15 protein-coding genes are annotated in these 17,882 nt (G+C 64.0%); 5 read left to right on the top strand and 10 right to left on the bottom strand.

Annotation, left to right across the window (positions count from 1 at the left end; genetic code table 11):
• Positions 1-7 precede the first annotated feature (7 nt).
• From Q0L57_RS15705 to puuE, 7 genes are all read right to left on the bottom strand, one after another.
• A complete protein-coding gene (locus tag Q0L57_RS15705) occupies positions 8-967 on the bottom strand; it encodes an ABC transporter permease (protein ID WP_296744068.1) in 960 nt (319 codons plus the stop codon).
• A gap of 16 nt (positions 968-983) precedes the next feature.
• Positions 984-2,570 (bottom strand): ABC transporter substrate-binding protein, encoded by a 1,587-nt coding sequence (locus Q0L57_RS15700; RefSeq protein WP_296744067.1) that lies wholly within the window; start codon positions 2,568-2,570, stop codon positions 984-986.
• 150 nt (positions 2,571-2,720) lie between these two features.
• Complete coding sequence (locus Q0L57_RS15695) at positions 2,721-4,706, bottom strand: CocE/NonD family hydrolase (RefSeq protein WP_296744066.1); 1,986 nt, start codon at positions 4,704-4,706, stop codon at positions 2,721-2,723.
• Between the two features lie 85 nt (positions 4,707-4,791).
• Entirely contained in the window at positions 4,792-5,385 is a 594-nt protein-coding gene (locus Q0L57_RS15690; RefSeq protein WP_296744065.1) for a nucleoside deaminase, read from the bottom strand.
• A gap of 19 nt (positions 5,386-5,404) precedes the next feature.
• Positions 5,405-5,896, bottom strand: coding sequence for an ureidoglycolate lyase (locus tag Q0L57_RS15685; protein WP_296744064.1), 492 nt, complete (start codon positions 5,894-5,896; stop codon positions 5,405-5,407).
• A complete protein-coding gene (locus tag Q0L57_RS15680; protein ID WP_296744063.1) occupies positions 5,893-6,753 on the bottom strand; it encodes a bifunctional allantoicase/(S)-ureidoglycine aminohydrolase in 861 nt (286 codons plus the stop codon). The genes Q0L57_RS15685 and Q0L57_RS15680 overlap by 4 nt, the downstream gene beginning before the upstream one ends.
• An 81-nt stretch (positions 6,754-6,834) precedes the next feature.
• On the bottom strand, positions 6,835-8,259 hold the full coding sequence (puuE, locus tag Q0L57_RS15675) for an allantoinase PuuE (RefSeq protein ID WP_296744061.1): 1,425 nt from the start codon (positions 8,257-8,259) through the stop codon (positions 6,835-6,837).
• A gap of 177 nt (positions 8,260-8,436) precedes the next feature.
• Here puuE and uraH point away from each other — a divergent pair, with 177 nt between their 5' ends.
• From uraH to xdhC, 4 genes are all read left to right on the top strand, one after another.
• On the top strand, positions 8,437-8,811 hold the full coding sequence (uraH, locus tag Q0L57_RS15670; protein WP_296744059.1) for a hydroxyisourate hydrolase: 375 nt from the start codon (positions 8,437-8,439) through the stop codon (positions 8,809-8,811).
• Between the two features lie 3 nt (positions 8,812-8,814).
• Positions 8,815-10,290: a xanthine dehydrogenase small subunit gene (gene xdhA, locus Q0L57_RS15665; RefSeq protein ID WP_296744057.1), complete on the top strand. Its 1,476-nt coding sequence runs from the start codon at positions 8,815-8,817 to the stop codon at positions 10,288-10,290.
• The gene (xdhB, locus tag Q0L57_RS15660; protein WP_296744056.1) at positions 10,290-12,656 is read left to right on the top strand and encodes a xanthine dehydrogenase molybdopterin binding subunit; all 2,367 of its coding nucleotides are present in this window, start codon (positions 10,290-10,292) and stop codon (positions 12,654-12,656) included. Before xdhA ends, xdhB begins: the two co-directional genes overlap by 1 nt.
• A 62-nt stretch (positions 12,657-12,718) precedes the next feature.
• A complete protein-coding gene (xdhC, locus tag Q0L57_RS15655) occupies positions 12,719-13,711 on the top strand; it encodes a xanthine dehydrogenase accessory protein XdhC (protein WP_296744054.1) in 993 nt (330 codons plus the stop codon).
• Positions 13,712-13,749: 38 nt separating this feature from the next.
• On the opposite strand, the gene dps is transcribed toward xdhC, so the two are convergent.
• The gene (gene dps / locus Q0L57_RS15650) at positions 13,750-14,238 is read right to left on the bottom strand and encodes a DNA starvation/stationary phase protection protein Dps (RefSeq protein WP_296744052.1); all 489 of its coding nucleotides are present in this window, start codon (positions 14,236-14,238) and stop codon (positions 13,750-13,752) included.
• A 234-nt stretch (positions 14,239-14,472) separates the two neighbouring features.
• On the opposite strand from dps, the gene Q0L57_RS15645 reads away from it, so the two are divergent.
• Entirely contained in the window at positions 14,473-15,309 is an 837-nt protein-coding gene (locus tag Q0L57_RS15645; RefSeq protein WP_296744050.1) for a PhzF family phenazine biosynthesis protein, read from the top strand.
• A 3-nt stretch (positions 15,310-15,312) separates the two neighbouring features.
• On the opposite strand, the gene Q0L57_RS15640 is transcribed toward Q0L57_RS15645, so the two are convergent.
• Together Q0L57_RS15640 and Q0L57_RS15635 are read right to left on the bottom strand one after the other, a co-directional pair.
• Complete coding sequence (locus Q0L57_RS15640; protein WP_296744049.1) at positions 15,313-16,563, bottom strand: LLM class flavin-dependent oxidoreductase; 1,251 nt, start codon at positions 16,561-16,563, stop codon at positions 15,313-15,315.
• A complete protein-coding gene (locus tag Q0L57_RS15635; RefSeq protein WP_296744047.1) occupies positions 16,560-17,516 on the bottom strand; it encodes an LLM class flavin-dependent oxidoreductase in 957 nt (318 codons plus the stop codon). The genes Q0L57_RS15640 and Q0L57_RS15635 overlap by 4 nt, the downstream gene beginning before the upstream one ends.
• Positions 17,517-17,882: the final 366 nt, after the last annotated feature.

The raw sequence follows: 17,882 nt of genomic DNA, 5'->3' as shown, positions 1-17,882 counted from the left end.
CGCCCCCCTACTTTGGATGCCTGAGACGCGGATTGGCGATGATCGCCGCAATGTCCGCGATGATGTTGAGGCTGATATAGACGGCGGCGAAGATCAGGCCGACGGCCTGCACGACCGGCACGTCGCGCTTGGTGACGTGGTCGACCAGATACTGCCCCATGCCCGGATAGACGAAGATCACCTCGACGACGACGACGCCGACTACGAGATAGGCGAGGTTGAGCATCACCACATTGATGATCGGCGCGATCGCGTTCGGGAACGCGTGCTTGCGGATGACGGCAAACGCCGAGAGCCCCTTGAGCTCCGCGGTCTCGACATAGGCCGACTGCATGACATTGAGGATCGCCGCGCGCGTCATGCGCATCATATGAGCAAGCACAACCAGTGTTAGCGCCGTCGCCGGAAGGACAATCGCCTGCATGCGCTCGCCGAACGACATACCGTCATAGACGGTGGAGATGGCCGGGAAGACCTGCCATTTCACGGCGAAGAAATACACCAGCAGGTAGCCGATGAAGAATTCTGGAAACGAGGTCGAAGCAAGCGCCAGTCCGGAGATCAGCTTGTCGACCCAGCCGTTGCGGTAGCGCACCGCGGTCAAGCCGAGGATGATCGCCAGCGGAATGGCCACGATCGCCGCCCAGAAGGCCAGGAACAGCGTGTTCCACAGCCGCTCCTTGATCGACGTGGCGATGTCCTGCCCGCTCGACATTGCGGTGCCCAGGTCGCCGGTCAGCACGCCGCCAAGCCAATGGAAGTAGCGTATATAGGCAGGCTGGTTGAGACCGAGCTGCTCGCGCAGGTTGGCGAGCGACTCTGGCGTCGCCGACTGTCCGAGAATGGCTTGCGCGACATCGCCGGGCAGGATCTGGGTGCCGGCGAAGATCAGGACCGAAACGGCCAACAGAAGAAGGATGCCCAGCGCAATGCGCTGGGCCACCAGTTTCACGATGGGTGAGGACATCTCCGCAACGCCGTGCTCAGGCTTCCAGCCAGCACTTCGCCAAGGCGTAGCCGTTGGACAGTTCCTGATGCGGATCGTCCACCCAGCCGGCCACCTTCGGGCCCGTCGCGTCGATGAACTGGTTGAACATCGGCAGGATCAGGCCGCCCTCGTCGCGCACCATCAGGCCCATGTCGTGGTACAACTTCTTGCGCTTGGCCTCGTCGAGCTCGGCGCGCGCCGCAAGCACCATCTTGTCGAAGTCCGGACGCTTGAAACGCGTGTCGTTCCAGTCCGCCGTAGACAGATAGGCGGTCGAGTACATCTGGTCCTGGGTCGAGCGGCCGCCCCAATAGGAAGCGCAGAAGGGCTGCTTGTTCCAGACCTCGTTCCAGTAGCCGTCGCCGGGTTCGCGCTTGAGCTCGAGCTTGATGCCGGCCTTGGCGGCGCTCTGCTGGAAGAGCTGGGCGGCATCGACCGCGCCCGGGAAGGCGACGTCCGATGTCCTCAGCAGGATGGAGCCGTCGTGGCCCGACTTCTTGTAGTGGAACTTAGCCTTGTCTGGATCGTACTTGCGCTGCTCGATCTCGGTGAACAGCGGGTAGGACGAATTGATCGGGAAGTCGTTGCCGAGCGAGCCGTAGCCGCGCAGCACCTTGGTCAGCATCTCCTCGCGGTCGATGGCCAGTTTCAGGGCCATCCGCAGGTCGTTGTTGTCGAACGGCGCCGTGATGCAGTGCATGATGAAGACGTAGTGGCCCGGACCGGAGTGGTTGCGGATGGTGACGCCCGGCACACGCTTGATCAGGTCGACAATCTTCGGCTCGACGCGGTTGATCATGTTGACCTGGCCGCCCTGCAGGGCCGCCGTGCGCGCCGTCGCGTCGTTGATGACCACGACTTCGACCTGGTCGGCATGACCCATCTTGTCGCCCTGCCAATAATTGGCGAAGCGCTCGCCGACATGGCGCACGCCGGGCTCATTGACCTTGACCTTGTATGGACCGGCGCCGATGCCCGCATCGGGCTTGTCCTTGCCGCCATTCGGCTGCACGACGAGGTGGTAATCGCTGAGCAGGTAGGGAAGGTCGGCATTCGCCTCCTTCAGCGTCAGCACCACTTCCTTGCCGTTGGCCTTGATGGTGTCGATGCCCTTCATGTAGCCGAGCGCGCCGGACTTCGACTTCTCGTCCGAGTGGCGCTCGAGCGTGGCGGCGACGTCGTCGGCGGTCACCGTCTTGCCGTTGTGGAATTCGATGCCGTCGCGGATCTTCAGGGTCCAGACCTTGGCGTCCTTGGACGAGCCGATCTCCTCGGCGATACGGTTCTCGAGCTTGCCCTCGGGCGACAGCTCGACGATCATTTCGCCCCAGCACTTGGCGAAGGCGAAGGGCACCTGCGTCATCATCAGCGCCGGGTCGAGGCTGTTGGTGGATTCACCGCCGACGAGGCCGGCCTTCAATATGCCACCCTTGACCGGGCCGGCGGCCCGGGCAGCGCTCGAAAGAAGAGAGTTGGCGAAGGGTGCTGCGACGCCCAATGCAGCGGCGCGCCCGAGAAAGTCGCGACGGCTGAGCTTGCCGGCTGCGACGCGACGGCTGAGATAGTCGAGTTCGTTTGTCATTATGGTTCCTCACTCTGATGGTCCGACCTTATGGTCGGTTTCTTGCTTGTTGGAGGAGATAATGACCGCAACGGAAAGCTGTAAGCAAGGCCGAATGCGACATGCCGTGGCGTAAATCGCGCGTCGCATTTGGACCAATCTTGCCTGCGCTCAGACGAGGGCGCGCGGGATCGCCTGTTCGAAAGCCCGTTCGAAGACCAGCTTCTCGCCCTCGTAGGCCTCGATTCTGGCGCTGACGACGAAGTTCTTTGCGTCCGAGCGCATGTCGGCGAAAGTCTCAGTCCGCACCGACCATTCATTTCGCGACAATGTCTGCGTCCAATGGGTGCTGCCCGTTGCCGACAACGGATCGTCGGGATGGATCGCCCATCTCTCCCGCACGATGCTGCCGTTGACGAGCCCATGGTCGAGGTCGCGCACTTCGCCGAAATCGTCGGTTATCGAAAGCGTGACGACGCCTGTCTTCTCGTCGCGGTCGATGTGGCGCTCGGAATTGGTGGGCCTGATCGTTTCGGTCGCCCAGGGCGTCGCGCCTTCCGGCTCTTGAAACGAGGCTTCGTCACCCTTTGCCAATGGCCGCAGTGGCAGCCGGAGCGTCGCCTTCATCAGGTCGAGGCGGACCGGCTCCGGCGAGGGCCAGATCATGGGCCAGTAAGCTGTCGAGACGGCAATGCGCAGCCGGTGGCCGGCCGGCACCCGATAGGCGCACTGGTCGAGCACGACACGTGCCGAAACCGTCTCCCCCGGCACCAGCGCCTCCGGAAATTCATGCGAGTTGCGGTGGGTGAGGTTGAGCACTCCGTAGGAGATCAGCTCCGAAGCGCCGTCCGGATGCACATCGCACAGCCGCACCGCGATGTTGGCCTGCGGCCGATCGGAAGAAAACCGGATCTCGACCTCGGGCGCGCCGACGATGTCGATTGCCTTCTCAAGTTCAGGCTGGTCGAAGCATGTCGATAGCGCGTCGTCCGGACGCTGGTCGCCCGGCAGTTCCGGACCGAAGGTGAAGGGGAAATACTCGCCGCCGGCAAGCCCGCAGCTTTGCGGCGAGGCGACGATCGCCGGTTTGCCGTTTTCGCCGATGAGCTCGATCGCCTCCACCTTGATGTTGGATGACGGCCATTCCTGTTCCGCCACCCAGCGGCCCGGCCGTTCAGGATGCCAGCGCGCCGGCCGCACGCTGTCCATTACATAGGCCCGGTAGTCGGGATCGTTCTCGACGCCTGTCTCGGCGCCCTTCAGCCAGTGGTCCCACCAGCGCAGCGCCTCCTGCAGGAAGCCTATAGCCGGCTTGGGGCCTGCATAATGCGGGTATTTGTGAATCCACGGACCGACAATGCCTTTCACCGGCGACTGGATGCTGGTGACGAGATTGGAGATCGTGTTGCGGTAGCCGTCGTGCCAGCCGCCGATCGACAGCACGGCGGCCTTCACAGCCGAAAAGTCCTCGCAGATCGAGCCGCGCTTCCAGTAGGCGTCGCGATGCTGATGGCTAAGCCACAAAGGCAGAAGGAAGGGCTGGTTCTCAAGCCGGCTAAGCCACAGGTCGCGCCAGCGGTTACCGCCGGCAATCAGCGGATCCGGCGGCCGCGACGAATAGGAGAGCATCGTCGAGGCCCATCCGAAATTTTCGGTGAGCAGGCAGCCGCCCTTGTAGTGGATGTCGTCGGCATAGCGGTCGACGGTCGAGCAGAGGCTGATCACCGCCTTCAGCGCCGGCGGCTGTTTGGCCGCCACCTGCAGGCAGTTGAAGCCGCCCCAGGAAATGCCCATCATCCCGACATTGCCGTTGCACCAGGGCTGGCTTGCCGCCCAGGCGATGACGTCGCAGGCGTCCTGCAACTCCTGCTCGGAATATTCGTCATCCATCAGCCCTTCGGAATCGCCGTTGCCGCGCATGTCGACGCGGATCGAGGCATAGCCGTGGCCAGCGAAATAGGGGTGCGTCAGCTGATCGCGGAAGATGGTGCCGTCGCGCTTGCGGTAGGGCAAATGCTCGAGGATCGCCGGCACCGGATGGTCGGCGGCGTCCTCAGGCATCCAGATGCGCGCCGATAGCCGGCAGCCATCCGGCATGACGATGCCCATATCTGGGAATTCGACGACCTTGCGGGGAAATTCTGTGACTGTTTTCATGGCGGCTCCAATATCCGCCGCCACATGATGAAGGTGCCCGCGATGCGTCGTGAGCCAGCCGGCGAAATCGGCTGGTCAATTCGCGTCAGTTCAGCGGAATGTCGTTGTCGATCTTGCTAGCCTGGTAGGTGTGCGACAGCTCGTCGTAGCGCGCCGAGATCTTGCCGATCCGCGCTTCCAGCCGGTTGCGCTCGGCATCGGGTAAGGCGCGCACCAGCCGGCGGATCGAAAAGCTCTTCCAGTAGGCATTCTCGCCATTATAGCCGCCGGGATCGAGGGTGAAGACCTCCTTCAGGATCTTCAAGTCGTGCGGGATCGCGAAGCTGTCTCGCGAATCCTCGTGGCTGAAAAGGTAGTAGAAGTTGTCGAAGCCGGTCCAGGTGATCGCCGACAGGCAGAGCGAGCAAGGCTCGTGCGTCGCCAGGAACAGCGCGTCCTTCGTGTCGACGCGCTCGGCCTTCGGCATTTCGTAGAAGCGCTTCAGGCAATGCACCTCGCCATGCCAGAGGGGGTTTTCCATCTCGTTGTTGGTCTCGGCAAGCACCAGCGAGCGGTCGCCCTTCCTCAGGATCGCCGCGCCGAACAGCTTGTTGCCATGGGCGACGCCTTCAGCGGTCTTCGGCACGATGTCGTGCTCGATCACGTCGAGCAGGCGGTCGATCAGTGAAATGTCGGTCATGAGAGAAGTTCGATCTCGTTCAAGGGAGATGGATCTCGTAGGGGTGCGAGAAATGGCACTCCTCGAGATTGGAGCCGTCGCCGCCCCGGTCGACGATGAGGAAATCCTGCTCCTCGCCGATGGGCGTCAGCACGCCATGCCAGAGGTTGCGCTTGTAATTGATGCCTTGTCCCGGCGCGGTGATGAAGGCATGCGGCTCGCCCGGACCGTCCTTGGTGTCGTGGCAGACGACGACCAGGAAGGGCCGCGGCGACAGCGGAATGAAAGCCTGGCTGCCGAGCGGGTGCCGCTCGACCATGGTGAGCTTCAGCGGCATTTCATAGGGCGTGCCGCGAACCATCGAGATCAGCACCTTCGCGTTCGGTCCGGCGGCCTCGGCGGTGGCGAGGTCGTGATAGCGCATCGCCTTGCCGCCATTGATCGGGTAGCGGTTGTCGCCGCCCATGTCGATGACGTCGCCGAACGGCGCGAAGCTCTCGCGGGTGAGCGGCTGGGCGACGATGCGGGTCACCGCGCATGGCCTCCGAGGGCGCCGCCGAGCTTGGCGTGCCGGTTGACGTCCTTGTAGAGCAGGTAGCGGAAATTGCCGGGACCGCCGGCATAGCAGGCCTGCGGGCAGAAGGCGCGCAGCCACATGAAGTCGCCGGCCTCGACCTCGACCCAGTCCTGGTTGAGCCGGTAGACCGCCTTGCCTTCGAGCACATAGAGCCCGTGCTCCATCACATGCGTCTCGGCAAAGGGGATGACCGCGCCGGGCTTCAGCGTGACGATGGTGACATGCATGTCATGGCGCATGTCGGCCGGATCGACGAAGCGCGTCGTTGCCCAACGGCCCTCGGTGCCGGGCATCGCGCTCGGCGCTACTTCGTGGTCGCTTGCAAACAGGGCTTCCGGCGCGTCGAGGCCGTCGACGGCTTCATAGGCCTTGCGGACCCAGTGGAAGCGAACGGCTTCGTTGCCTTCGTTGCGCACCGTCCAGCCGCTTGCCGGCGGCAGGAAGGCGAAGCCGCCGGGGACAAGCACATGCTTCTTGCCGGCAAGCGAGACGGTGAGTTCGCCCTCGACCACGAACAGCACGCCCTCGGCGTCGGCATCGAGCTCCGGTCGGTCGCTGCCGCCGCCGGGCAGAACCTCGACGATATATTGCGAGAACGTCTCGGCGAAGCCCGAGAGCGGCCTGGCGATGATCCAGGCCCTGGTCTTGTCCCAGAACGGCAGTGGACTGGTGACGATGTCCTGCATCACCCCCTTGGGGATGACCGCATAGGCCTCCGTGAAGACGGCGCGGCCGGTCAACAGCTCGTTCTGGCCGGGATGACCGCCATGCGGCGCGTAATAGGTTCGCTCGGGCGACTTGATCATATCCATGGGTCCTGACCCTCAGAGCAATTCCACGAACAGTGTGAAGCGGTTTCCGTTGGGAATTGCGTCAACAAAAACAACAAACATTCAGAGCGGTAGCATGTCTCTCAACCGAAGCAGCGCGATGCGCTCGACCTGCTTGCAGGCGGTTTCGAACTCGACGGCGCGGCTGTTGCCGATACGGGCCTCGAACTCCGCCAGGATCTCGTCCTTGCTCTTGCCCTTGACCGCGATGATGAAGGGGAAGCCGAAGGTCGTGACATAGGCGGCGTTGAGCTTGGAAAAGAGCTCGCGCTCCTTGTCGGTCAGCGCGTCGAGCCCGGCGGACGCCTGCTCTTTGGCCGATTCCGGCGTCAGGCGCTTCGCCTTCGCCAGCTTGCCGGCGAGGTCAGGATGGGCGTTGAGCACGGAAAGCCGTTCGGCCTCGCTCGCGGCGCGGAAGACGCGGCAGAGCGCATTGTGCAGGCCGCCGGCGCTGTCATGCGCGGGGCCGAGCTCCAGTTCATAGGCGCGCTCGGCGATCCATGGTGAGTGCTCGAACACGCCGCCGAAGGCGTGCACGAACGCTTCGAATTCCATGCGCGACGGGCGCAGTGCCGGCGCGTCGTAGGGATGGGTCTGGTGCCAATGTTTGGCAATGTCGATGCGCCGCGCCATCCAGATCTTGTCGTGCGACTTCACATAATCGACGAAACGCTTGAGCGCAGCCACGCGGCCAGGTCTGCCGACAAGCCGACAGTGCAGGCCGATATTCATCATGCGCGGCCGGCCCGCCTTGCCCTCGGCATAGAGCGTGTCGAAGCTGTCCTTCAGATAGGCGAAGAACTGGTCGCCCGAGTTGAAACCTTGCGGGGTGGCAAAGCGCATGTCGTTGGCGTCGAGCGTGTAGGGGATGACGAGCTGCGGCTTTTCCACGCCTTCGCGGTCAAACCAGTAGGGCAGCTCGTCGTCATAGGTGTCCGAAACATAGTCGAAACCACCCTCCTCGGCGACCAGACGCACCGTATTCACCGAGGTGCGGCCGGTGTACCAGCCGGTCGGCCGGGCGCCGGTCACTTCGTAGTGCAGCCGGATAGCCTCATCGAGGTCGCGCCGCTCGTCCTCGGCCGCATGGTCGCGATAGTCGATCCATTTCAGGCCGTGCGAGGCCATTTCCCAGCCAGCCTCTTGCATCGCCACGACCTGGTCGGGCGAGCGCGCCAATGCCGTGGCCACGCCATAGCAGGTCACCGGCACCTGGGCTTCGGTGAACAGCCGATGCAGCCGCCAGAAACCGGCCCGGGCGCCGTATTCGTAGATCGATTCCATGTTCCAGTGGCGTTGGCCGAGCCAGGGCGCGGCACCGACGATCTCGGACAGGAACGCCTCTGAAGCCTTGTCGCCATGGAGGACGCAATTCTCGCCGCCTTCCTCGTAGTTGACGACGAACTGAACCGCGACATAGGCGCCGCCAGGCCATTTCGGGTCCGGCGGATTTGCCCCGTAACCGCGCATGTCCCGTTCGTAACGCATTGTCGCTCCTGCCCGATTGGTGAAGTGAGGATATCTAAAGGAGTGCCCGCGCATTCCCCTCAAAATTTTTGAAAGTGCTTTTTGCCGCACTCCGCTCGACCGGGACTTATGCATGGCCTTTAATTGGCGCACAATTGACCTGAAAACGTTCGACTGTACCGAGATGGGAGGCGGCCAGTGGCAGAAACGTCTAAAGCCGATGGCGGGCGCCTGACGACCCACGTGCTCGACACCGCGACCGGCCGGCCGGCAAAGGGGCTCTCGATCGAGCTGTTCCGCATAGAGCGGCAGAGCCGCACGCATATCAAGACTGTCGCCACCAATAATGACGGCCGCTGCGACGCGCCACTGCTCGCCGGCGCCGATTTCCGCACCGGCGAATATGAGCTGGTGTTCGCCGCCGGCGACTATCTGCGCGGGCAGGGGATCGACCTGCCGCAGCCCGCCTTCCTCGACATCGTGCCGATCCGTTTCGGCATGGCCGAACAGCGGCATTACCACGTGCCGCTCTTGATTTCGCCCTACGGCTACTCGACCTATCGGGGGAGCTGAGACATGGCAGAGATACGCAACGAGATACGCTTTATCCTGAATGGCGGTGACGTGGCCCTCAAGGACGTCGCACCCGCTGCGACGTTGCTCGACTGGCTGCGGCTCAACCGCTCGCTGCGCGGCACCAAGGAAGGCTGCGCCGAAGGCGATTGCGGCGCATGCACGGTGCTGGTCGGCAAGCTGTCCGCCGATGGCCTCGTCTATGAAAGCGTCAACGCCTGCATCCGTTTCATGGGCTCGCTCGACGGCACCCATGTCGTCACCGTAGAGCATTTGCGCGGCGAAGGCGACGAGCTGCACCCGGTGCAGCAGGCGATGGTCGATTTCCACGGCTCGCAATGCGGCTTCTGCACGCCGGGCTTCATCATGTCGCTCTACGGACTCTGGATGAAGACGCCCAACCCCTCCGACGCTGCAATCGAGAAGGCGCTGCAGGGCAATCTCTGCCGCTGCACGGGCTACGAGGCGATCATGCGCGCGGCTCGCGCCATATCGAGCTACGGCAAGGCGGCGAAGGACCCGCTGGCGGTGGAACGCAAGGACATCACCACGCGGCTGGAAGCACTGCGTGATGGTGCCAGGGTCGAGGTCGGGGCCGGCAAGCATCGCCTGATCGTGCCGGCTGATGTCGACGATTTCGCCGCCGTGCTCGAAAAAGAGCCGGGCGCCACCATCGTTGCCGGTTCCACCGATGTCGGCCTGTGGGTCACCAAGCACATGCGCGACATCTCGCCGGTGGTCTTCATCGGCGGCCTCGACGGCCTGCGCACCATTTCGGAAGCCGAGGGAACGATCACCATAGGCGCCGGTGTCACCTACACCGAGGCTTTCGAAACGCTGTCGAAGCGCATCCCTGCGCTAGGACCGCTGGTCGACCGCATCGGTGGCGAGCAGGTGCGCAATATGGGCACCATCGGCGGCAACGTCGCCAACGGCTCGCCGATCGGCGACACGCCGCCGCCGCTGATCGCGCTGGGCGCTGAACTTACGCTGCGCAAGGGCAGTGCCCGTCGCACGATCCCGCTCGAGAAATTCTTCATCGCCTATGGCAAGCAGGACCGGCAGCCAGGCGAGTTTGTCGAGGCCGTGCATGTGCCTGTCCCGGCAAAGGAAGTGAAATTTGCCGTCTACAAGGTCACCAAGCGCCGCGACGAAGACATCACCGCGACCCTCGGCGCCTTTTATCTGACCTTGGCGGGGGACGGCACAGTGGCCGACATCCGCATCGCCTATGGTGGCATGGCGGCGACGCCGAAGCGCGCTTCTGCGGTCGAAAAGGCGCTTGTAGGCAAGGTCTGGAACGAAGCGACGGTGGAGGCCGCGATGGCCGAATACGCCAAGGATTTCACGCCGCTCACGGACATGCGGGCGACGGCCGAGTATCGCGCGCTGGCGGCGAAGAACCTGCTGCTGCGCTTCTATGTCGAAACCACCGGCACCAAGGAGCCATTCCAGGTGTCACGCAACGAGGCGGCCTGATGAACAAGCACGCCAGCACTCCCAACCTCAAGGCAGAGAAGATCGTCGGCGGCGTCGCCACCGACCAGCGGCACGATTCCGCTCACAAGCATGTCAGCGGCACCGCCGTCTATATCGACGACATGCCGGAGCCGGCGGGCACACTGCATGTCGGCCTCGGCCTGTCGAAGGTTGCGCACGGCATGTTGAAGAGCGTCGACCTGTCGGCCGTGCGCACGGCACCCGGTGTCGTCGATGTGCTCACCTATGCCGATGTGCCCGGCGAGAACGACGTTTCGCCGAGCAACATGCATGACGATCCGGTGCTCGCCGAAGGCAAAGTGCAGTTCTACGGACAGCCGATCTTCGCCGTTATCGGCGAGACGCGGGAAGCGGCGCGCCATGCGGCGCGCCTTGCCAAGATCGAGTATGACGAGCTCCCGGCCGTGATCGACATCTGGGACCTCGATCCGGTCAAGGACAAGCAGGTCACCACGCCGCTGATCCTGAAGCGCGGCGATGCGGCGGCCGCCATCGCGGCGGCGCCGCGCCGCATCAAAAACCGCATGTGGCTCGGCGGCCAGGACCATTTTTACCTCGAAGGCCAGGTTTCGCTCGCGATACCGGGCGAGGACGATGAGGTGATCGTCTACTGCTCGACGCAAGGGCCGAGCGAGACGCAGCATCTGGTCGCCCACGCGCTCGGCGTGCCGAGCCATGCCGTGACGGTGGAAGTGCGCCGCATGGGCGGCGGCTTCGGTGGCAAGGAAACCCAGGCCAACCAGTGCGCGGCGATAGCGGCGATTGCGGCCAAGAAACTGAAGCGCGCGGTCAAGATCAGGCTCGACCGCGATGAGGACATGACCGCCACCGGCAAGCGGCACGATTTCGCCATCGACTATGAAGTCGGCTTCGACGACGAGGGCAACATCCTGGGCGTCGACTTCACCTATGCGCTGCGCTGCGGCTTCTCGGCCGACCTGTCCGGCCCGGTCGGCGACCGCGCGCTGTTCCACTGCGACAACGCCTATTTCTATCCGGCGGTGCATGCGAAGTCGGCGCCGCTTTACACCAACACCGTCTCCAACACCGCCTTCCGCGGTTTCGGTGGTCCGCAAGGCATGGTTGGCGCCGAGCGCGTCATCGACGAGGTGGCCTTCGCCGTCGGCAAGGATTCGCTCGAAATCCGCAAGCTGAATTTCTACGACTCGATGGACGCGATCGGCGAGCGCAACGTCACGCCTTACCACCAGAAGGTCGAGGACTGCATCATCCAGCGCATCGTCGCCGAGCTGGAGGAAAGCGCGAACTATGCGCGGCGCCGGCGCGAGATCGCGGCCTTCAACGCCAACAGCCGCTTCATCAAGCGCGGGCTGGCGATGACGCCGGTCAAATTCGGCATTTCCTTCACCAAGACGGAGGCCAACCAGGCCGGCGCGCTTGTGCATGTCTATGCCGACGGCTCGGTGCACATGAACCACGGCGGCACCGAGATGGGCCAGGGCCTGCATCTCAAGGTGGCCCAGGTGGTCGCCGAAGAGTTCCAGATCGACCTCGACCGGGTCAAGATCACCGCCACCACCACCGCCAAGGTGCCGAACACCTCGCCAACTGCGGCGTCGTCGGGCGCCGACCTCAATGGCATGGCGGCGCAGGACGCTGCCCGTCAGATCCGCAAGCGGTTGACCGATTTCGCCGCCGACAAATACCAGGTGCCGCACGACCAGGTCGTGTTCCTGCCCAACCGCGTGCGCGTCGGCAACCAGGAGGTTTCCTTCAACGATCTGGTCAAGCAGGCCTATATCAACCGTGTCCAGCTCTCGGCGGCCGGCTTCTACAAGACACCAAAGATCCACTGGGACCGCAGCAAGGGTCGCGGCCACGCCTTCTACTATTACGCTTACGGCGCGGCCTGCGCGGAGGTCTCGGTCGACACGCTGACCGGCGAATATGTCGTCGAGCGCACCGACATCCTGCACGACGCCGGCCGCTCGTTGAACCGGGCGATCGACCTCGGCCAGATCGAGGGCGGCTTCATCCAGGGCATGGGCTGGCTGACGACCGAGGAGCTCTGGTGGGACAAGAGTGGGCGGCTGCGCACGCATGCGCCATCGACTTACAAGATCCCGCTCGCTTCCGACCGTCCAAAAGTCTTCAACGTCAAGCTCACCGACTGGTCGTCCGCCTACGAGCCGACCATCCACCGTTCCAAAGCCGTGGGCGAGCCGCCGCTGCCGCACGGCATGTCGGTGCTGCATGCGCTGTCGGACGCGATCGCCAGTGTCGCCGACCACAAGATCTGTCCGCGCCTGGACGCGCCGGCGACGCCGGAACGGGTGCTGATGGCGATCGAAAGGCTGAAACGGGAAGCCGCAAAGCCGGCTTGAATCCGGCAAAACGTGCAATTCGGGCCGAAAAACCCTATGTTTCGGTACCAGGAATGCAGACGATGAGCTCGAAAGTGCAAAGTCTGAAGGAGTTTCTTAGCCAGGCCGGCCGGGTCGCCCTGGTCGAGGTCGCGGCAACGAAAGGCTCGACGCCGCGCGAAGCCGGCGCCTTCATGCTTGTCTCGGCGTCGGCGATCCTGGGCACCATTGGCGGCGGCCAACTCGAGTATATGGCGATCGACAAGGCCAGGCAGATATTGGGCTCCTTACCCTCCTTGTGGGGAGGGTCGACCGGTGAAGCCGGTCGGGGCGGGGGTGCGGCGCTCGATAGACATCCCCCAAGGACGACGTCGTCCGACCCTCCCCACAAGGGGGAGGGCAAAGAAACCCGCATCGAGGTCGAGGAAGTCTGCGCCACGATGGACGTTCCGCTAGGCCCCGAAATCGGCCAGTGCTGCGGTGGCCGGGTCGAGGTGCTGATCCGTCTGGTCGACGAGGCGCTCGGAAACGAACTCATCGCCAAGGCCGAAGCCGAGGAAGCGCATCTTCCCCACATCTATATGTTCGGCGGGGGCCATGTCGGCCAGGCGCTGGCGGCGTCGCTGGCGCTTCTGCCGATCCATCTTGTCGTCGTCGAGACACGCGCCGATGCGCTGGAAGGCATGCCGGATACGGTCGAGACGCGGCTGACGCCGATGCCGGAAGCCGTGGTGCGCGAAGCGCCGGCGGGATCGGCCTTCGCCATCCTCACACACGACCACGCGCTGGATTTCCTGATCGTCGCCGAAGCATTGAAGCGCGACGACACAGCCTATGTCGGCATGATCGGTTCGAAGACCAAGAAGGCGACCTTCCGGAACTGGTTCCTGAAGTCGGGCGAAGGCAGCGAAGCCCAGTTCGAGCGTCTCGTGTCGCCGATCGGCGGCAATGCGGTTAAGGACAAGCGTCCCCCGGTTATCGCCGCGCTCGCCGCCGCCGAGATCATGACCGCGCTGGTGTCGCACTCGGCCCAGGCGTCAGCTTCGGATACGCCCGAAAAAGCGATGGCCGGCTGATGTAAGCGGGCCGAGTTCGCGACGGAGAAACGGAGCCTCTATTCCTTCTCCTGCGTATGCGCTTCCAGGAACCACAGCAACTTGTCCAGCGAGCGCGAATAGGCGGTGAAGATGTCCGCAGTGTCGGCGTCGCCCGCATCGGCCGCCTCGTCAATCGCCTCGCGGGTCAGCTTTGCGGCCGCGGCATAGCGGTCGATCAGCGCTGCAAGGTGATCCTTGGTCTTGTGGATGTCGGTCGGGTAGGGCTTCAGCTTGGTCGCTTTCGACACTTCCTGCGAGGTGCCATGCGCGGTGCCGCCGAGCTGCACGGCGCGCTCAGCGATGATGTCGACATGGCCATCGATCTCCTCGCGGAACTCGTCGAGCATCTCGTGGATGGCGATGAACTGCGGTCCCTTGACGTTCCAATGCGCCTGCTTGGTGATCAGCGCCAGGTCGATGGCGTCGGCAAGCCTGGCGTTGAGAAGATCGATCGATTCCCTCTTGGCGTCGGATTTGAGGTCGTTCTTGGTGACGATGGCGTCCATGGTCGGCTCCTGTCGCGCTGCGTCGCTTGGTGAAAGCTTGAGGACTGAAGGCGGCCTTGCGCGGTCGCCAAATGCCAGAACGGCGAGGCGCGGGTTTCGTTCCTCGTCGAAAGACGGAGCGCGCCGGTCGCGTCGAGGTATGATCGCCACTCACAGCTGCTCGTCGCTTTCTTCGTTTCCCAATCCGGCCCGGAATGTGTTTCCTGCGCGCCTGATCAACACGAGGCGAGCATCATGGACGTTTTACGGATAGCGGCATTTTCCGATGGCAGGATCGGCGGCAACCCGGCGGGGGTGGTGATTGGCAAAGTTCTTCCCGAAGCCGCCGAAATGCAGCGCGTCGCCGCCGAGGTCGGTTTTTCGGAGACGGCATTCGCGGCGCCAGATGGCGACGGCTGGCGGGTCCGTTACTTCTCGCCGGAATCGGAAGTGCCCTTTTGCGGCCATGCCACGATCGCGCTGGGCGCGGCGCTGGTCAGGCAGTTCGGCGACGGCGTGTTTGCCTTGACCCTCAACCAGGCCAACATCACCGTCGAAGGTTTTCGTGACGGCGCCAACTTTGCCGCCGCGCTGCAGTCGCCGCCGACACGCAGCCAGCCCGCCTCGTCCGAGCTGGTCGGCGAGGCGCTGGCGCTCTTCGGCTATCAGCCGGGCGATCTCGATCCCGCGATCCCGCCGGCGCTCATCCATGGTGGCGCCGATCATCTTCTCCTGGCGCTGAAGTCGCGCCAGGCGCTGGCAGCGATGGCCTACGATCTCAAGCAGGGCCAGGCCTTCATGCGGCGCGAAGGCCTGGTCACCATACTGCTGGCCTATGCCGAAACCCCGCGTCTCTTCCATACGCGCAACCCGTTCGCGTCCGGCGGTGTCTATGAGGACCCGGCGACCGGCGCCGCCACCGCTGCCTTTGCCGGCTATCTGCGCGATCTCGGCTGGCCGCATGGCGGTTCGATCTACATCGTCCAGGGCGAGGACATGGGCATGCGCTCGCGGCTCCATGCCGAAATCCCGCCAGCGCCCGGCAGCTCGATAAGGGTCTCCGGAGCAGCCCGACTGATGGACGAAGGCTGAACTTTAGATCGGCCGCTTCAGGCCGAGGTGCTCACGCAGCGTGCGGCCCTCATAGTCCCTTCGGAACAGCCCACGCCGCTGAAGTTCCGGCACGACGAGCGTCGCGAAAGCATCAAGCTCGTCCGGGAACCAGGAGGGCATGACATTGAAGCCGTCGGCGGCGCCGCCTTCGAAACGCGCCTGCAATTCGTCGGCGATCTGCTCGGCCGTGCCGACGATGCGCCAATGGCCGCGCGCGCCGGCGAAGTAACGCGCGAGCTGGCGGATCGAGAGGCCGTCGCGCCGGGCCTGCTCGATCACTAGGGCCTGCCGGCTCTTCATGCCCTCGCTCTCCGGCAGTTCGGGCAGCGGCCCGTCGATCGGATAGCGCCAGAGATCGGAGATGCTGAGATAACTGGAGAGCAGCGCCACGCCGACATCGTCGGGGATAAGTTCCTGCAAGGCATCGTATTTTGCCTGGGCCTCGGCCTTCGTCGCCGCGACGATCGGCGCGACGCCCGGCATGATCTTCACATCGTCCGGCTCGCGCCCGTAGGCCGCGAGCCGGCCCTTGAGATCGTCGTAGAAAGCCTTGGCCTCGTCGAAGGTCTGCGCCGCTGAGAACACGACATCGGCGGTCTGCGCGGCGAGATCCTTGCCGTCGTCGGAGGCGCCTGCCTGCACCATCACCGGCGCGCCCTGTGGTGACGGCGGCACGTCGAGTTGGTCGCGCACCGAAAAGCTCTGACCATCATGGCCGCCCGCCTCGTGGCGCCATAGGCTGGTGACGACGGCCGCGAATTCGCGCGCCCGCGCATAGCGATCCGCATGCGGCCGCAAGCCTGCCGCACCGAAATTCGCCGCCTCGATCGGGCTCGCCGAGGTCACAAGGTTCCAGCCGGCCCTTCCGCCGCTCAGATTGTCGAGCGAGGCGAAGGTCCGCGCCAGCCCGTAGGGTTCGTTGTAGCTGGTCGAGGCCGTCGACACGAGGCCGATCCGCTCGGTCTGGACGGCAAGCGCCGAAAGCAGGCTGATCGGCTCGAAGCCGATCGAACGCGAGGTCTGGCTGGCAATGTTGACATTGGCCTCGCGCAGGCCGGCGGCGTCCTCGCAGAACACCATGTCGAACTTCGCCGCTTCGGCTGTGCGGGCAAGCTGGATGTAGTGGTCGATGTCGATGCCGGCCGTCACATGCGCATCCGGATGGCGCCAGGCGGCGATGTGGTGTCCGGTCGCCCACAAAAACAGGCCGAGCTTCATCTGCCGCGCGCTCATTTGGAGCCTCCCGCGCCAAGTCCGAGACGATCGCGCAGGGTCGAGCCCCGGTTGCCGTGGAGGATCAGTGCCCGCTGATGGAGTTCCGCCAGAATGCGATCCGAGAAATCCTCAATTGGCTGATCATGAGCCGGCAAATTAATCATGGCGCCGTCGCAGCCGCTTGATCGAACTGCGTCGATGTGGTCTGCCAGCCCGGGGCCTGCGTCGATTTCCGCCAGAGTCTTCAAGGCTTCGACCTTGCGACCTGCGGCTACGGCTCGCCGTTTCAGATCGGCGGTTGCCGCCTCCGGTTGCTGGTCCTGGATCACAATGACATCGGCGGCACCGGCGGCGAAATCGAGATCGGCTTCCATCAGGCCGGACATGACCAAAAGTGGCGCATCCTGCGGCGAGCGGGCGACATTCAGCGGTCCGCGCACCGAGAAGAACTGACCCTTGTGGTCGAGCAGATGCATCTGTTCCGGATCGTGGAACCGGCCGCCGGCCTTGTCGAACAGCAAGGCGTCCGCGTCCCAGCCTCTCCAAAGGCCCTGGACGATGCCGATGAATTCCTCAGCGCGGCGGCGGAAATCATCGTCGGGCAGCCCTTCCGGCCGGCTGAAATTCGCAGCCTCGCGCGGGTTCTGCGCCATCGTGGCGTTCCAGCCAATGCGGCCATGGCTGATGATGTCGAGCGAGGCGAAACGGCGCGCGAGATTGTACGGCTGATGCGCAAGCGTCGAGGCGCTGGCGACAAGGCCGATCCTGTCGGTCACCGTCGCCAGCGCGGCGACAAGGGTGGTCGCCTCGAAGGGGCTCACCGACTGCTGACCGCTGCCCGGCGCATCGGAAATGACGACCATGTCGATGCCGGCCGCTTCCGCCTTCCGCACAAAGCTGGCTATCTCGCCGAATGTCAGGCCTGCCTGTCCTGTGGCGGACGCAATGTTGAGCGAAACGGCGAGATGCATTGGTGCCCATCCGGCTGCCGGCGATGTCGCTACCAACCTAGGCTGGCTTTCGCGCAAGGCAACCGGCCTGGATGGGCCACGCGGTGGTCACGTGCCGGCCAGCCATCGCTTACCTGAAGGCAGAAATTCTTGGTATGCTAGATGTTGCTCGATGGTCGCATACATTGGCGATTAGCCTGAACGCCCATCGTGTCGTCATTCTATGGCGGAGCAAGGAGCGAAGCGACGCGGCGCAGACCATAGAATCCATTCCGTGACTTCGAAGCGTTGCCACGATGCGGAATTCTGCTCCCCAGCACCCTACGATCAAAGTCACGGCATGGCAACTGTGTTCATGCGAATGCGGTTTTGTCGCGAATGATGGCA

The organism is Mesorhizobium sp., assembly GCF_024509055.1.
Taxonomy (GTDB): domain Bacteria; phylum Pseudomonadota; class Alphaproteobacteria; order Rhizobiales; family Rhizobiaceae; genus Mesorhizobium.
The sequence above is the reverse complement of the archived record's forward strand: the minus strand, read 5'-3'. Positions and strand labels throughout refer to the sequence as shown.

Bases quoted from the DNA above. Each gene is read 5' to 3' on its own strand.
- Q0L57_RS15690 (WP_296744065.1), bottom strand. From the start codon at position 5,385: ATGACCGACATTTCACTGATCGACCGCCTGCTCGACGTGATCGAGCAC.
- puuE (WP_296744061.1), bottom strand. From the start codon at position 8,259: ATGCGTTACGAACGGGACATGCGCGGTTACGGGGCAAATCCGCCGGAC.
- Q0L57_RS15680 (WP_296744063.1), bottom strand. From the start codon at position 6,753: ATGGATATGATCAAGTCGCCCGAGCGAACCTATTACGCGCCGCATGGC.
- dps (WP_296744052.1), bottom strand. From the start codon at position 14,238: ATGGACGCCATCGTCACCAAGAACGACCTCAAATCCGACGCCAAGAGG.
- Q0L57_RS15640 (WP_296744049.1), bottom strand. From the start codon at position 16,563: ATGAGCGCGCGGCAGATGAAGCTCGGCCTGTTTTTGTGGGCGACCGGA.
- xdhB (WP_296744056.1), top strand. From the start codon at position 10,290: ATGAACAAGCACGCCAGCACTCCCAACCTCAAGGCAGAGAAGATCGTC.
- xdhA (WP_296744057.1), top strand. From the start codon at position 8,815: ATGGCAGAGATACGCAACGAGATACGCTTTATCCTGAATGGCGGTGAC.
- Q0L57_RS15700 (WP_296744067.1), bottom strand. From the start codon at position 2,570: ATGACAAACGAACTCGACTATCTCAGCCGTCGCGTCGCAGCCGGCAAG.
- xdhC (WP_296744054.1), top strand. From the start codon at position 12,719: ATGAGCTCGAAAGTGCAAAGTCTGAAGGAGTTTCTTAGCCAGGCCGGC.
- Q0L57_RS15645 (WP_296744050.1), top strand. From the start codon at position 14,473: ATGGACGTTTTACGGATAGCGGCATTTTCCGATGGCAGGATCGGCGGC.
- Q0L57_RS15695 (WP_296744066.1), bottom strand. From the start codon at position 4,706: ATGAAAACAGTCACAGAATTTCCCCGCAAGGTCGTCGAATTCCCAGAT.
- Q0L57_RS15705 (WP_296744068.1), bottom strand. From the start codon at position 967: ATGTCCTCACCCATCGTGAAACTGGTGGCCCAGCGCATTGCGCTGGGC.
- Q0L57_RS15635 (WP_296744047.1), bottom strand. From the start codon at position 17,516: ATGCATCTCGCCGTTTCGCTCAACATTGCGTCCGCCACAGGACAGGCA.